This window comes from Streptomyces albipurpureus (genome assembly GCF_023701525.1).
In the GTDB taxonomy this organism is placed as follows: domain Bacteria; phylum Actinomycetota; class Actinomycetes; order Streptomycetales; family Streptomycetaceae; genus Streptomyces; species Streptomyces albipurpureus.
In genome coordinates this window covers 215,399-230,379 of sequence record NZ_JAMQAW010000009.1, presented here as the reverse complement: position 1 = coordinate 230,379, position 14,981 = coordinate 215,399, and the positions used below count along the sequence as shown (strand labels likewise).

Below are 14,981 nucleotides of genomic sequence, written 5' to 3'. Positions count from 1 at the left end.
GTGAGGGCGGTCTGAGCCACGTGGTAGACGACGAACACGCCCCGGACCGTCGCCGTACGCCGGTCTCGCTCGCCCCTCATGGCCTCAGACCCGTGAGCGTAGGGGTCCCTGCCGTGCCAGCCAGTCCCGGACACGGTAGTGAGACCGCTCAGCCCGATAGGGCCACTGAGCTGCGCAGTCAGCCTCTGGGGTGAACGGGGCCCGCTACTGCCCCACCGACTCCGAGACCCCGCCGCCCAACTCCACGTCCATACGCCCCTTCTCGGTCTCGATCAGTTGCCGCACCACATCGTCCACGGTCCGGTGGGAGAGTTCGGCGAAGTCCGCGAGCCAGGCGGCGAGATCTACGGGGAGTTCGACGGTGACGCGCCTGACTCCAGGCTTTGCGCGAGGTCTGGTCATGCCCGTGAAGGTAATCGCACAGGAGCGAGGGCGCCTGGTCCCTTCGGCAGTGGAGAGCGGGTCGCGAGGCGACGGAGGAGGCAACCTCAACTGCTCCCCACCCCAGCCTTCTCAGCGTCGGCGGCAGCCTTCGGCGCCGGGAGGGTCAGCAGTGCCGCGAGCGGGGCCAGGACCAGGATGAGGATGCCGCCGGAGAGGGCGAGGAGCTCATAGCCGCCTCCGGCGAAGATCAGGCCCGAGGCCATGCCGCCGCCGGCGGCTGCCACGGCGAGGCCCACATCGATGGTGCCCTGGGTCGCCGCGCGGGTGGCGGGCGGGAGGGCGTCGGCGACCAGGGCGGTGCCGCTGACGAAGCCCATGTTCCAGCCGATGCCCAACAGGATCAACGCCAGGGACATGCCGAACGTCGAATGGCCGGGCGAGAGGGCCGCCACCAGGGCCGCGCAGAACATGGTCAGGGTGCCGAGGGTGGCCGTGAACGGTCGGCCGATCCGGTCGGCGAGGATGCCGGAGAGCGGGGACGAGAGATACATCGCGCCCAGATGAAGTCCGATGACCATGCCGGCGGTCTGGGTGCTGTGGCCGTGGTCGGTCATATGGATCGGGGTCATCGTCATGATCGCGATCATGACGATCTGGCTGAGGACCATGACCGTCACACCGGTGATCAGCACCCGCCGGTCCTCAGGCGGGGCGACGGCTGCCTGGGGGGTTCCCTCGGTCGCGTTCGGCCGGCTCTGGGCCTCCGCCGCGGCTTCCGCTTCGGCGGCGACCATCCGCGAGACCAGCAGGGGGTCGGGGCGGAGGAAGGTCCATACGAATATCGCCGCCGAGCAGAAGGCGAGGGCCGACAGCAGGAACGGGCCCGCCAACCTGGGTATGTCCCAGGAGTCGGCGAGATCGCCCGTGACACCGACCAGGTTGGGGCCGGCGATGGCGCCGGCCGCCAGGGCGAAGAGGACCGTACTGACCGCCCGGGCCCGGCGCTCGGGGGACGCGAGGTCCGCACCGGCGTAGCGGACCAGCAGGACAGCCGCTGTCCCGATGCCGTACACCAGCAGGCCCACGAAGAGCACCGGCACGCTGTCCAGGGCCGTCGCCAACACCACACCGAGGCTGCCGATCGTCCCGAGCACATAGCCCAGGGTGAGACCGGGCCTTCGGCCCCAGCGTTGGCAGGCGCGGCCGACCAGGATGGCCCCGACCGCTGCGCCTGCCGTGAACAGTGCGCTGGGGACTCCGGCGAGCCCCGTGGAACCGAGCATTTCCTCAGCGAGCAGGGCGCCGATGGTGATACCGGCGGCGAGTGCGGCGCCGCTGAGGACCTGGGCGATCACCAGGACGGTGAGAACCCGCCGTTGGGCGGGATGTTCCCCGGTGACCGTCGGCTGAGGGCCGACGGAACTGGTCCTGGACGTCATCAACTCGCTCCTTGCGTTCCCCTGGCTGGCGTGCGAAGGCCCCGGGGGCTTGGGGTGGCCCCAGGGGCACACAGCGGCAGCGGGTCGGGTTACGCCGCTGGCTGCGAGGACTCCAGGGCCGAGATCTCCGCCAGTGACATCTCCATGCGCTGGTGAAGGAAGCGGACGATCGTCCAGTGTGCCAGCGCGCCCTCGTCGAAGGGGCCAAATTCCCTGGTATAGAGCGGAATCCAGCGCAACGCTTCTTCGATGGACTTCTCGCGGCCCGGCTCCTGGGCGTAGTCCCCGTAGCCGATGCTGCGGTGGTGGATAAAGAACCCGCCGGGCAGCTTCGTCTCGCACAACTCGACGTACTCACGCGTCTGGAGGATGAGATAGTGCCAAATCTCGTCAATGTGCTGCTCAACGGGGAGGAAGAGACCGCTGAGTTCGTCACGGTAGCGGGAGATCAGGTAGAGGTACCTCATACATTCGACTACCTGACGTTCGACCTCTTCGGTCGTACCGCCGGTGTCCTTGACAAAGTACTCAATGACTTCGTTGTGCAGGACATCGCCAAGCAGCCCGGTGAGGTCGGCTTCGGTAACCAGTTGCTTCGTTTCCATGACACTCCAGAAAAGGGTGGTCGGCGTTCCGCCGTCAGCGCTACGACTGTGAACCTCGGCAACGCTCACTGGTTATCGATTCCCTGGCGCGTGATCCGGATTTCTGCTATCCGGATCACGAGCCCGGTTGCCACACCTGGGTTACGGATCTGGGGGATACGGCCCCCAGGCGGCAGCTATCCGGTGCCAGCTCACGCTTTCCGTTCCGGGACTCCGGGGAAGGGCTCCGAAGGTGGGAGACAGGAGTCCTGGAACGGAGAGACGAGAGTCAGACCGGAAACCTCGAATATCTAGGAATCCTTCTTCAACCAGGCGTACTTGCCCGATATCCCGATCGGGATGTGGGTGCGGTGCTCGGCCTGGCAGGGAAGTCCGGTGAGTTCACCGATGAACTTCTCAAGGCCGACCTGCTCGGCCGCTTCGAGCGGCGCGCCGTCGAACGTCGTGCACAGCAGCCTCAGGCCGTCATCGCCTTCCGTGCGCAGCTGGTAGAGGAAGACCGAGGGCGCCGCGGTGGTGACGGCGTCGTCGAGGTCGCCCTGGGAGACCAGACCGCGCGGAGTGGGCAGCAGCTCCTTCTCCCGACCGCAGAAGCGGGTCACCTTCGCGGGGTCGGTCGAGCCGTCGATCGTCCGCACGCAGTCGCCGGAGCGGTAGCGGATCAGCGGCATATGGGGGCTGCGGAGGCTCGTCACGATGAGGCTGTGGATATGGCTGCCGGGCGCGACCGGGATCAGTTCCAGACTCATCCGGTCGAGATACGGGTGGTAGCGGCCGTTGTGGTCGCTGTAGTAGAGGTAGCCGAGCTCGGTGCTGCCGAACAGGTCGACGACCGGGCAGTCCAGGTAGCGCTCCAGATAGGCGCGGACATTCGCCGGGGTGTACTCGTAGGCCGTGATCACGCTCGCGGGCTGGGGGAAGTCAGCCCACAGGCCCCACTCCCTGGCTTTGCGGATCAGATGCGCCAGGTGGTAGCCGGAGCAGTCGAGGTGGTAGCGGCCCTGGGGGTGCGCCCGCTGTTCGGTGCGGATCTCACCGATCATCCGCTCGACGTCCTCGCGGAGCCAGAGGGCGGGGTCGAGTCGGAGGTTCAGATAGACGGTTCGCTCATCGAGCCGGCGGGCGTCCAGTGTCGGTACGCCCTCGGGGAGGACCCCGCGCTTCTTGGCGTTGACCCGGGCCACGTGCTCGGTCGCGAGCAGAGTGGTGAGCGAGACACGGCGGCAGCCTTCGTGCCAGGTGTCGGCGATGTCGGGGTGCTCGCTCCAGAGCCGGTAGTAGGTCTTCAGCAGGAAGTAGGGCGGCCGGATGATCTGCATACGGGCGTGGTTGGTACCGGTGGAGAGGACGAACTCCGCCTCACCCTCCTCCAGCGCCTTGGCCAGCGCGGGTGTCATCCAGTTGTCAGGGAATCCGCGGGCTATCTCCGGCTTCTCCAGGATGGGGAAGAAGCCCTGCTCGATCGACGTCCGATAGAGGGGAATGTCCCGGATCTCATCGATGATGTCGGAGCTCGGCTGACCGTCCACGTCTGACCTTCAATCCGCTCTGTGAAGACTTAAACTCAAGGAGATATGGCTCACTCGGGATGTCGGGGAACTCTCGGGAGCTCAACCAATGGCCGCGCATCAACGCATCAACGCATCAACGCATCAACCGAATACTGACTTACTCCGGGAATTCAGCTGGCTCCGGACCGTATTGCATGATTACAGGGGAGCGGCTGAGAGAATTCAACTGGGTCGAGAGTCCAGGGATATCTACGGGTAACGCCTCGCGTCACACAGGCGGGTCAGGGGAGGGTCGGACGGCGGACGAAGAAGCGCCGTCCGGCCCGCCTATGCCCGCTGCGCTGTGTACTAGGAAATACAGCCGGCCTTCGGCGCGGAGCTGACGCACCCCGACTTGGGCGCGGAGCTAACGCAGCCCGACTTGGCGCTGACGCAGCCTGACTTTTCAGCCGCGGCCGAGTTTGCGGAGTTCCACGCGTTCCAGTTGGCTTCCTGGGCCATCTTCTTGATGAGGCGTTCCATAGTGGACCTCCGGTGTGATCGCGGGTGAACGACGGTGGCCGCTCTTCCGCTTTCCTGGAAGCTATGAGCAACCAATGCCCATGTCAATGGATTGCCGAATGAGAGAACACTCATCGATTTCCCTGACTACCTTGCCCGTAATCACTTTTCGGACAGTACCGGGACAGGGCATGCGCTGCGCGTGTCGTACATCCTTATCCGGCTTGTCCGCTATCCACGCTCTGTATCGCCGATTTCGGATACCGATGCATTCCGTACGGCCTCAAATACCCGGGCGAAGGCGGCACGGTACGACAAGTGGAACCAGCCGCCCCCGCCACTGCCCCGGCGTCGAGCAGGCGACGTCGTCAGCCGATGCCCCTCGGCTGGGGGCTCTCCGGCAGGGCTCGGTGCCGTTCGGAGGACCCCGACGGGCACCGAAGTAGCCCGACGTACGCCTGACTTTGTCGACTCAGGGGGATACCGGGCGAGTTATCCGGGGACAGCGGGGTTCTGACAGCCAGTCAACCTCTGTTGGAGCGACAAGGCGGGTTTCGGCGAGAGCGCGCTACCGGGGTCGGCAATCCACCAAGACCTACTGCACCCGGTCCGGCCAGCCCATCAGCCGGGCTCCGATGACCGCGGTCTGAAGGGTGTACCGGTGCACGGGATCGCCCGGGTCCGCTCCCGTCAGCCGATGGATGCGGTCCAGCCGATAGGTCATCGCACGCACGCTCAGGGAGAGTCGGCGGGCCGCCTCCGCAGCCACACATCCCGTATCGAAGTACGCGGTCAGTGTGTCCAGCAGCGGTTGCGCACCGCCGCGCGCCTGTCGCAGCGGCCCGAGCACACTCTCCACCAGATCGGTCATCGCCTGCCGATCACGGGTGAGCACCGGGTACACCAGCAGATCGGCCGCCCGTAGCACCGGGTCCGGAAGTCCCATGGTGGCGGCGAGATCGAGGGCGTTCAGCGCCTCTTCATAGGAGTGCACAACCCCGCCCGCGCCCGGATGGGCCCGGCCGATCGCCACCCGGCCGCCGTCGGTCGCCGCATAGGCCTGCTTGGCGAAGAAGCTGAGCACCTCGTCCTGGTCGGCCGGCGCGATGCAGATCAGCCGGCCGTCCTTGGTGGTCAGCAGGATGCTCCGATGTCCGAACCGGGCGATCAGCGCCGACTCCACCTGGCGCGCCACCGGATAGCCGTCGTCGTAGGGTTCCGGGCCCTGGGCCACCGCCACAGCGTGGGCGTGGGACAGCAGCAGCCCGAAGCGCTCGGCTCGTTGGGCGAGCCGGCCGAGGTCGCTGCGGCCGTAGAGCAGATCGTCGATGAACTCCCGGCGCGCCGCCTCCTCCTGGCGCACAGCCAGCCGCTGGGCCCGCTCATGACCGGAGGCGAAGGCGTCCACCGCCTGCTCAACTGCGGCAAGGAGATGCTCGGCGGCGTCCCTCGGCAGGTCCGGGCGGAGGGTCTGGGCGGCGGCGAGTTGGGCTCGAACCAGGACGCGCAGTCCGATACCGGCCTCCGCGGCCCGCTCGCCCCGGCTGCGCAGCAGCTCCAGCTCATCGCGGCTCAGCCTGCGCCCGGTAGAGCAAGCGCTCGCCAAGATCTGGGCATAGTCACCAAGATGGTCCTCGGATATCTGCGGATCCGCCATGGCTCGCTCCCCATCTTGACGCTTCCCTGACGCCTTCTTAACGCCCCGCCGCAAGAGTGTCATGTACACCCGCCGGTCCGCGACCGGCATTAAGAACGCGTAAAGATTGCCGGACTACGGCAGTGCGAACAGACGTGCCATACAGCCAGAATGCGGTCCATGGACGGCGGGGAGCCTGCTCCATGCCGGATAGCGGAAATGAGGGTTCCGTCTCTGAGCCTGCGGGGAGCGGGCCGAGGGCGCGGGACGACGGAGGCGCAGCCGGGTAGGTCTGCGTGAGGGGGGATCAGTGATGGGCGAGTTCCTTGACCATGTGTTCCACTTCCCGACCATGCTCTTCACCGCGGCCCTGGTCGTAGTCATCTGCTTCTGGGTGCTGGTGTTGGTGGGCGCGGTCGGACATGACTCCTTCGACGCCGATATGGATACCGACGCACTGAGTCTGGGTGGGGTTCCCGTCTCCGTCTCGGTGTCGTTGGTGATCGCCCTGGCATGGACCATGAGCCTCAGCGGTTCGGTGCTGCTGGCCGAGACGGGTACGGCCCAAGGGTCGCACCGTCTGCTGGCCGTGGTCCTGGTGCCGGCGTCACTGTTCTGCGCCTGGCGGCTGACCCGACTGCTGGTACGCCCACTGGCGAGGCTGTTCCCTGATGAACCCGGCCCGTCGCGTATCGACTTCGTCGGCCTGACCTGCACCATCCGTACGCGACGGGTCGATGAGGGCTTCGGCCAGGCCGAGGTCACCGCGCTGGATGGCTCCACGGCACTGGTTCAGGTGCGCCGCAGTGGGCTCGATGTGACCGCTGCGCTGGCCCTGGGGAGTACCGGGCTGCTGTACGCGTACGACGACGCTGGCGAGTTCTTCTGGGTCGCGCCCTACTGAACCGGGCGCCTGGCCACGGGTACCGGAGGCCCTGCTGGTGGTGCTCGCACCGCTCAGGGGCACGACCAGAGTCAACACCAGGCGCCCACCACACCGGTTGACACCGACAGCAGCCCACCGACATTCCACACCGATACTTCACACCGGCACTTCACACCGGCACTTCACACCGGCAGCGGCGCGTCACGGCAGGGCCCGCGCCCAGCTCGCGTCAACAACGCAGGACTGTCACCGCTGTAGAGCCCTCACCGGATGGCCGCCATCGGCATCGGACACAACCCCGCGGCGGCACTGGCATCCCCGCCCGGATGGACCGCCGAGACCCAGCCCAACACTGCCGCCGCCTTCCACCCTGCACCCCGGATGGACCGCCCGCAGCCCGAAAGTGGTCCCCCGCGGCCCCCTTGACTTCGCCCGAGGCCACCCGGCCCACCCGCTCTCACCAGGGAACTCCTTATGGACACCATCACCATCGGCGTCGGCCTACTGATCGCCGTTGTGCTATTGATCGCCATCGCCATGCTCTTTGTCGTCAGCCGGCTGTTCCGCAAGGTGGAGCAGGGCAAGGCGCTGATCGTCTCCCGGATGCGCAGAGTCGATGTCACCTTTACCGGGCAAGTGGTGCTTCCCGTCCTCCACAAGGCGGAGGTCATGGACATCTCGGTGAAGGCCATCGAGATATCGCGTACCGGCCGCGACGGGCTGATCTGCCAGGACAACATCCGCGCCGATATCCGCATCTCGTTCTTCGTCCGCGTCAACAAGACCGTCGAGGACGTCATCAAGGTCGCCCAGGCGATCGGCACCGCCCGCGCCAGCGACCAGACAACCCTCCAGGAGCTGTTCAACGCCAAGTTCTCCGAGGCGTTGAAGACCGTGGGCAAGCAGCTGGACTTCACGGACCTCTACACCAAGCGGGATGAGTTCCGGGACCGGATCATCCAGGTCATCGGCACCGACCTCAACGGCTACAGCCTGGAAGACGCGGCCATCGACTATCTGGAGCAGACGCCACTGGCGCAGCTCGACAGCAACAACATCCTGGACGCCCAGGGCATTCGGAAGATCACCGAGCTGACCGCCATCGAGCATGTGCGCACCAATGAGTTCCAGCGCAACGAGGAGAAGGAGATCACCCGGCAGAACGTCGACGCCCGGGAGGCGATCCTGGAGCTGGAGCGGCGCCAGGCCGATGCCGAGATCAAGCAGCGCCGCGAGATCGACACCGTAAGGGCCCGTGAGGAGGCCGAGACGGCAAAGGTGGTGGAGGAGGAGCGGCTGCGTTCGCAGAGCGCGTTCCTCAAGACCGAGGAGCAGCTGGGCATCCAGCGCGAGAACCAGAACCGCGAGGTCGCCGTCGCCGCGAAGAACCGCGAGCGGGTGATCGCCATCGAGACCGAGCGGATCGAGAAGGACCGGCTGCTTGAGGTCATCGCCCGGGAGCGGGAGACCGGGTTGACCCGGATCTCGGCGGAGAAGGAGTTGGAGGGCGAGCGCCGGGAGATCGCCGAGGTGATCCGGGAGCGGGTCGCCGTGGACCGTACGGTGGCCGAGCAGGAGGAGTCCATCAAGCGGCTGCGGGCCGTTGAGGAGGCCGAGCGCAAGCGCCAGTCGGTGGTCATCGCCGCGGAGGCCTCAGCCCAGGAGCTGCTGGTCAAGGACATCAAGGCGGCGGAGGCTGCGGAGCAGTCCGCGGTCCACCGGGCGGCCGAGGAGCTGACCCTCGCCGAGGCCCGCAGCAAGGCGGCCGATATGGATGCCCGCGCCAAGATCCGACTGGCCGAGGGGGTCCAGGCGGAGGCGGCGGCCGAGGGGCTCGCCGCCGTACGGGTCAAGGAGATGGAGGCGGGTGCCATCGAGAAGACGGGCCGCGCCGAGGCCGACGCGATGGCCGCGCGGCTCACCGCGGAGGCCGACGGCAACCGGGCGATGGCGCTCGCCGAGGCGACCGCCATCGGCGAGAAGCTGAAGGCCGAGGCCGCAGGCCTCACCGAGAAGGCCGCCGCGATGGCCGCGCTGGATGAGGCGTCCCGTACCCATGAGGAGTACCGACTGCGGCTGGCGGCGGAGAAGGAGATCCGGCTCGCCGGGCTCGATGTGCAGCGGCAGATCGCCGAAGCACAGGCGACCATCCTGGCGACCGGTCTGGAGAACGCCGACATCGACATCGTCGGCGGTGACTCGATCTTCTTCGACCGGCTGGTGCAGTCGATCTCGCTGGGCAAGGGCGTGGACGGCTTTATGCGGAACTCCCAGACCGCGCAGACGCTCGCCGGGCCCTGGTTGGACGGTTCGGCGTCCTTCACCGACGATCTGACGTCGATCCTCGGTTCGGTGTCGACCGCGGATGTACAGAACCTGACCGTCTCCGCACTGCTGATGAAGCTGATGAAGAGCGGCGGCGAACAGAGCGAGCAGAGCGGGCAGCTGGCGCAGCTGCTCGACGCGGCCAACCGGCTCGGCCTCGGGGACACGCCATTGGCCGCCCTGTCCGCGCCGACCGCGGTCAATGGGGTCACCAAGACCTGACGCCCGATCCGCCCGACCTGCCCGATACACGCGACCCATCCGATACGCATGATCCGTCGGGCTCAAGGGACTCAACGGGCGACGGGCCGGTCAGCGAGCCAGGACCGGTTCAACGGGCCGGAGCTCGGTTCAAACGGCCGGGCCCAGCTCGCCGAGGGTCTCTCGGGCGTCTCTCGGGCGTCATTCGGGGGCCTTCGGGGGCCGGGTCTCCGGGCCAGGCGCCGACTCAGAGCCAGGGCCCTGAGTCGGGGGAGGGGAGCAGCTGCCGCGCGGGGGGCGGCAGCTGCTCCCCGGTGCCCGTTCTCGCCCCCACGCCGCCTTGCCACCCACCGCCACCGCCACCGCACTTCGAGGGAGCTGAACCAGATGGAAACCGGTACGGACGCCGTGATGCCCGCAGAAGGACAGGGCGGCTCAGTGGGGTCGGCCGGGGCTCCCCACCCGACCGAGGACACCCCGGGCCCGCGTCCGGCGGACACCGGCCCGGGTGGGTCCGCCGGCAACGCACCGCCCGTACGCACCCAGGACGCGGATACCGCGGCCGCCACCATCGACGCCACCACCTATGAGGTGTTGCGCGATCGACTGCGAAACCGGGCGGCCGAGTTGGCGAACCGTGCCGAGGAGCTCAACACGGCCCGGGTCGCCGCCTTCGGTTCCACCGAGATGACGCTCACGGCCACCGAGCGGCTCACCACCACCTCGCCGGGCCACCCAAGGGACCTCGTGGCCATCGGCGACACCCTGCTCTTCGGCGTCGATCCATCCGCCGCGCTCAGCCCCCGTACCGCCGTATCCGATGTCTTCGCCCTCTACAGCCGGGAACTCGGGCCACTCCCCCACCACGCCGTGCCCGGCCTTCTCGACGATCCCGCCTTTGTCGCCGAGTTCGCCGCCCTCTGCCGCTACTACCAGGGCGCTCGCCTGCTGCGGTTGCGCCGGGTGGAGGATCGGCTGCTCGCTGTCTTCCGTACCGGCGACAAGGGCGAGGGCACGGATGAGCGGGCCGACGCGGTCCGGGTACTGCGCTGGGAGCTGGCCCAGGACGGCTCGGCCCGCTTCCTCGACGGGCGGGGCGATCGTGACCTCGCTCAGACACCCGCGTATGACATCGAGTGGACGCCGGTCGGGCGGGAGAGTCACGTCCTGGGCCGCCATCCCCATATCGCCATCGGTGAGGACGCCTATGTCTCCACCGTCGGCGGGTCATTGACCATCAAGACGGACAATGACACGGAGAGCGCGGACGGGGTGTACCGCGAGCCGGTCGACGAGCCCCTGCAGGCCCTCGCCGATGCCGAGGTGGGGTATGCCCGCGTCGGGGCGCTGCTGCTGTTGCGGATCAGGCCGTACAAGGAGGAGACCCGGCGCTATCTGGTGTTCAACACGGTCACCCGGACCGTGGCCAGGTTGGACGGTATCGGCCAGTCCTGTCGTCGGCTGCCCGATGACCAGGGGATCGTCTTCCCCGGCGGCTACTGCCTGGCCGGTGGGGAGGTGCGTGCCTTCGATGTGGACACGGCCGGATTGGAGTTCGAGACGGCGGTGCCTTCGCCCGGCGGCGAGGACGTGCTGTTCGTCTTCCAGACCAAGGCCGGTGGCCGGGCGCTGCTCCTCGCGTACAACACCATCCGCAAGGAGGCCGCGAGCCCGCTGAGTTGTGTGGGGTACGCGCTCTTCGACGACGGGACGCTCGTCGCGTTGCGGGACGGCCGGACCGATGAGCCCACGCGAATCCACCTGGTACAGCTCTGGCGCACTCCCTACGTCTCGGAGAACGCCTCGGAGAACGCCTCGGCGGCCCACTCCGGGCCGGGCGGCTCCGGACCCCTGGCGCGGATCGGCAACGCCGATCTGGTGCGGGGGATCTCGGACTGCCTGTCCATCGCCCGGCAGGCGATCGAGACGGTGCCGACCGCCGAGGTGTACCAGGCGCTGGTCGCGCTCTGCTCCCGTACCGTCGACCGCTGCCACTGGCTGGACGACCCGGACACCGGGGATCTTCGCACCCCGCTGGACGAGGTGCGGGCCACCGCCGAACAGGTGCTGGAGGAGTTCACCACCGTACAGGCGCTGACCCGGCAGGCGGCCGACTCGCTCGCCGGGACAACGGCTCGGATCACCCGGCTGGTCCGACGTATCCGAGGGGAGGCTCCGGCCACCGCGGAGGAGTGGGTGGCCCGGATCGCCGAGCTGCGGATCTCGCACGGCCAGCTGCTGGCACTGCGTGAGATGCGGTACGCCGACACCGCCGCGATCGACACCCTCGCCCTCGACATCGAGCAGGACACCGCGTCGGCCGCGCGTCGGGCCATGGCCTTCCTCCAGCGCGATGACGCGTTCGCGGGCTACCACGAGCAGGCCGACGAGGTCGCGGCCAGCGTGTCCGAGTTGCCGACCGCGGCCGCCACGGACAGCGCCGATGGAGAGCTGGCCCAGCGGGCCGAGGGGCTGCGTGCGCTGACCGAGTCCGTCACCGGCCTGGAGAGCGGCGAGACGACCGTACGCACCGGGATTCTGGAGCGGATCGCCGACGCCATGGGCGCGGTGAACCGGGCCCGAGCCACCCTGCGGGCCCGCCGCCGGGAACTGCTCGACCAGGAGGGCCGGGCCGAGTTCACCGCCGAGTTCGCCCTGTTCGCCCAGACGGTCACCGGGGCGCTGGCCGCCGCCGACACCCCCGACGGCTGTGACCACCAACTGGCCAGACTGCTGCCGCAACTGGAGGGCCTGGAGTCCAGGTTCGCCACCCAGGACGACTTCCTGGACCGGATCACCGAGAAGCGGACGGAGGTGTACGAGGCGTTCTCGGCACGCCGGAGCACCCTTCAGGACGCCCGTGCCCGACGGGCCCAGCGGCTCGCCGAATCGGCGGGTCGAGTACTGGAGTCGATCACCCGGCGGGCCGCCGCGTTGGAGAGCGCGGACGCGGTCCATGCCTACTTCGCCTCCGACCCGATGCCGGTCAAGGTCCGTCGTACCGCCGATGAGCTGCGGGAACTCGGGGATCAGGTAAGGGCGGACGAGCTGGTCGGGCGGCTGAAGGCGGCCCGTCAGGAGGCCGCGCGGGCGCTGCGGGACCGTACCGAACTCTTCACGGACGGTGGGGGCACCATCCGCCTCGGCAGCCATCGGTTCGCGGTCACCACCCGGGCGCCCGAGCTCACCCTCGTACCGGACGGCGATGGCGGACTCGCCTTCGCCCTCACCGGCACCGACTACCGGGCCCCGGTCACCGATCCCGCCTTCGCCGCCACCCGCCCCTACTGGACGCGCACCCTGCCGTCCGAGTCGACGGCCGTCTATCGGGCGGAGTATCTGGCAGCCCGGCTGCTGCCCGAGGCGGTGGCGGGCGCCGATCTGCCGACACTGGTGCGAAAGGCCGCGGAAACCTCGTATGACGAGGGCTATGAGCGCGGGGTCCACGACCATGACACGGAGAAGATCCTGCGGCTGGTGGTACGGCTGCGGGAAGGAGCGGGACTGCTGGCCCACCCGGCCACGGCACGGGCCGCGGCACAGCTGTTCTGGGCGCATGGGACGACCGCGCCCCAGCGAGCGGGGTGGGTGCGGCAGGCCGTTTCGCTGGCACGCGCCCAGGAGGTCTTCGGCGCGGTGCACGCGCTGGATGGTCTGCGGACCGAGGTCACGGCCGCCCTCGCCCGCTCCGAGCTGCCCGTGAGCCATCCGGGAGCGGCCCGCTATCTGGTGGCGGAGCTGGCGTCCGGGGAGTCCTTCACCACCGGTGGCACCGCCCGGACCCTGCTCGACAAGTTCGCGCGGGCGGTGGGTTCCAGTCCCTACAGCGACGACGTACGGGAGCAGTTGGCGGCCGGGGAGATCGCGGCGGCACACCGGCTGGTCGAGGGCTGGCTCACGGCCTGGGCGGATTCCTCGGGTGAGCAGGCCGACCCCGGGGATCTCGCGGAGGCCGTGGCCATCGAGCTCTGCCCCGAGCTGGGGCGCCATCAGGCGGACGCGCCGGTGACGGGGACGGTGACCGGGCTGCTCGGCGAGCACCCCCGGATCGTGCGCGGCTCGCTCACCCTGCGACTGGATGAGTTCCTCCTCCGAACGGAGGGTTTCGCGGCCGTCGAAGCGCCGGGGTTCCGGACCTATCAGCAGCTGCGGGGACGGCTGGCGACCGAGGAGCGCACCCGGCTGCGACTGGCCGACTACCAGCCGAAGGGGATGTCGGCCTTTGTCCGCAACCGCCTGGTGGACGAGGTGTATCTCCCCCTGATCGGGGACAGCCTCGCCAAGCAGTTGGGGGCGGCCGGGGACGCCCGCCGCACGGACAGCGGCGGACTGCTCCTGCTGCTGTCCCCGCCCGGGTACGGAAAGACCACGCTGGTCGAGTACGTGGCCGAGCGGCTGGGACTGCTACTGGTCAAGGTGGACGGTCCGGCGCTGGGCCGGGGCACCGTCTCCCTGGACCCGGCCCAGGCCCCGGACGCAGCGGCCCGCCAGGAGGTCGAGAAGATCGCGTTCGCGCTGGAGGCGGGGAGCAATGTGCTGCTCTATCTCGACGACATCCAGCACACGTCCCCCGAGTTGCTACAGAAGTTCATCCCGCTCTGTGACGCCACCCGCACCCTCAACGGACGCGATCTGCGCGGTAAGCGCTTCGCCGTGTGCATGGCCGGAAACCCCTATACGGAGTCCGGGCAGCGCTTCCGCATCCCCGACATGCTCGCCAACCGGGCCGATGTGTGGGATCTCGGCGATGTGCTCACCGGCAAGGAGGACGCCTTCGCCCTGAGCTTCGTCGAGAACGCCCTGACCTCGCATCCGGTCCTCGCTCCCGTGGCGGGACGGGAACGGTCGGATCTGGAACTGCTGGTACGACTGGCCTCCGGGGACCCCACGGCACACCGCGATCGGTTGAGGCATCCCTACACACCGCAGGAGCTGGACCGGGTGCTGGCGGTGTTGGGGCATCTGCTGACCGCCCGTACGACGGTACTCGCGGTGAACAGCGCCTACATCGCGTCGGCCGGCCAGACCGATGCCACCCGCACCGAACCGCCGTTCCGCCTCCAGGGCTCGTACCGCAACCTCAACCGGATCGCCCAGCGGATCAATCCCGTGATGAACGCCGCCGAGGTGTCCGCGGTGATCGATGACCACTACGCGGGCGAGGCCCGCACCCTGACCGCTGACGCGGAGGCGAATCTGCTGAAGCTGGCGGAGCTTCGGGGACGGCTGGGGGCGCGGGGCGCGGCCCGCTGGGATGAGATCAAGGCCGCCTATGTGCGGGGGACGGAGGGGGACGCGCTGGGGAAGGCGGTGGCGGCCCTGGGGGTGCTGGCGGAGAGGCTGGCGGGGGTGGAGTCGGCCATCGCGGGGCGGGGGGCCGGACCGGGCGCGGCTGAGCGGGGGCCGGGGCCGGGGCTGCGCTAGCCCCGGCCCGGCTCGACCGGTCTCGGTGCCGGTCTCGGTGCCGGTCTCGGTGCCGGTCTCGGTGCCGGG

General features: G+C 68.7%; 8 protein-coding genes. 3 read left to right on the top strand and 5 right to left on the bottom strand.

Translation table 11 applies throughout. From position 1 onward, the window contains the following. Positions 1–204: 204 nt before the first annotated feature. From NBG84_RS11990 to NBG84_RS11970, 5 genes are all read right to left on the bottom strand, one after another. On the bottom strand, positions 205–402 hold the full coding sequence (locus NBG84_RS11990) for a hypothetical protein (protein ID WP_250919341.1): 198 nt from the start codon (positions 400–402) through the stop codon (positions 205–207). A gap of 86 nt (positions 403–488) precedes the next feature. Then, the gene (locus tag NBG84_RS11985) at positions 489–1,823 is read right to left on the bottom strand and encodes an MFS transporter (protein ID WP_250919340.1); all 1,335 of its coding nucleotides are present in this window, start codon (positions 1,821–1,823) and stop codon (positions 489–491) included. 89 nt (positions 1,824–1,912) lie between these two features. After that, entirely contained in the window at positions 1,913–2,428 is a 516-nt protein-coding gene (locus NBG84_RS11980; RefSeq protein ID WP_250919339.1) for a glycine-rich domain-containing protein, read from the bottom strand. Between the two features lie 290 nt (positions 2,429–2,718). Beyond that, positions 2,719–3,957: a phenylacetate--CoA ligase family protein gene (locus tag NBG84_RS11975; RefSeq protein WP_250919338.1), complete on the bottom strand. Its 1,239-nt coding sequence runs from the start codon at positions 3,955–3,957 to the stop codon at positions 2,719–2,721. Positions 3,958–5,035: 1,078 nt separating this feature from the next. Continuing rightward, the gene (locus NBG84_RS11970) at positions 5,036–6,097 is read right to left on the bottom strand and encodes a PucR family transcriptional regulator (RefSeq protein ID WP_250919337.1); all 1,062 of its coding nucleotides are present in this window, start codon (positions 6,095–6,097) and stop codon (positions 5,036–5,038) included. A gap of 292 nt (positions 6,098–6,389) precedes the next feature. Between NBG84_RS11970 and NBG84_RS11965 the strand changes: the two genes are divergently transcribed. From NBG84_RS11965 to NBG84_RS11955, 3 genes are all read left to right on the top strand, one after another. Next, positions 6,390–6,980 carry a hypothetical protein gene (locus tag NBG84_RS11965; protein WP_250919336.1) on the top strand — a complete coding sequence of 197 codons (591 nt, stop codon included), beginning with the start codon at positions 6,390–6,392 and terminating at the stop codon, positions 6,978–6,980. Between the two features lie 456 nt (positions 6,981–7,436). After that, positions 7,437–9,509 carry an SPFH domain-containing protein gene (locus tag NBG84_RS11960; protein WP_250919335.1) on the top strand — a complete coding sequence of 691 codons (2,073 nt, stop codon included), beginning with the start codon at positions 7,437–7,439 and terminating at the stop codon, positions 9,507–9,509. 366 nt (positions 9,510–9,875) lie between these two features. Next, a complete protein-coding gene (locus tag NBG84_RS11955) occupies positions 9,876–14,912 on the top strand; it encodes a DNA repair ATPase (RefSeq protein WP_250919334.1) in 5,037 nt (1,678 codons plus the stop codon). Positions 14,913–14,981: the final 69 nt, after the last annotated feature.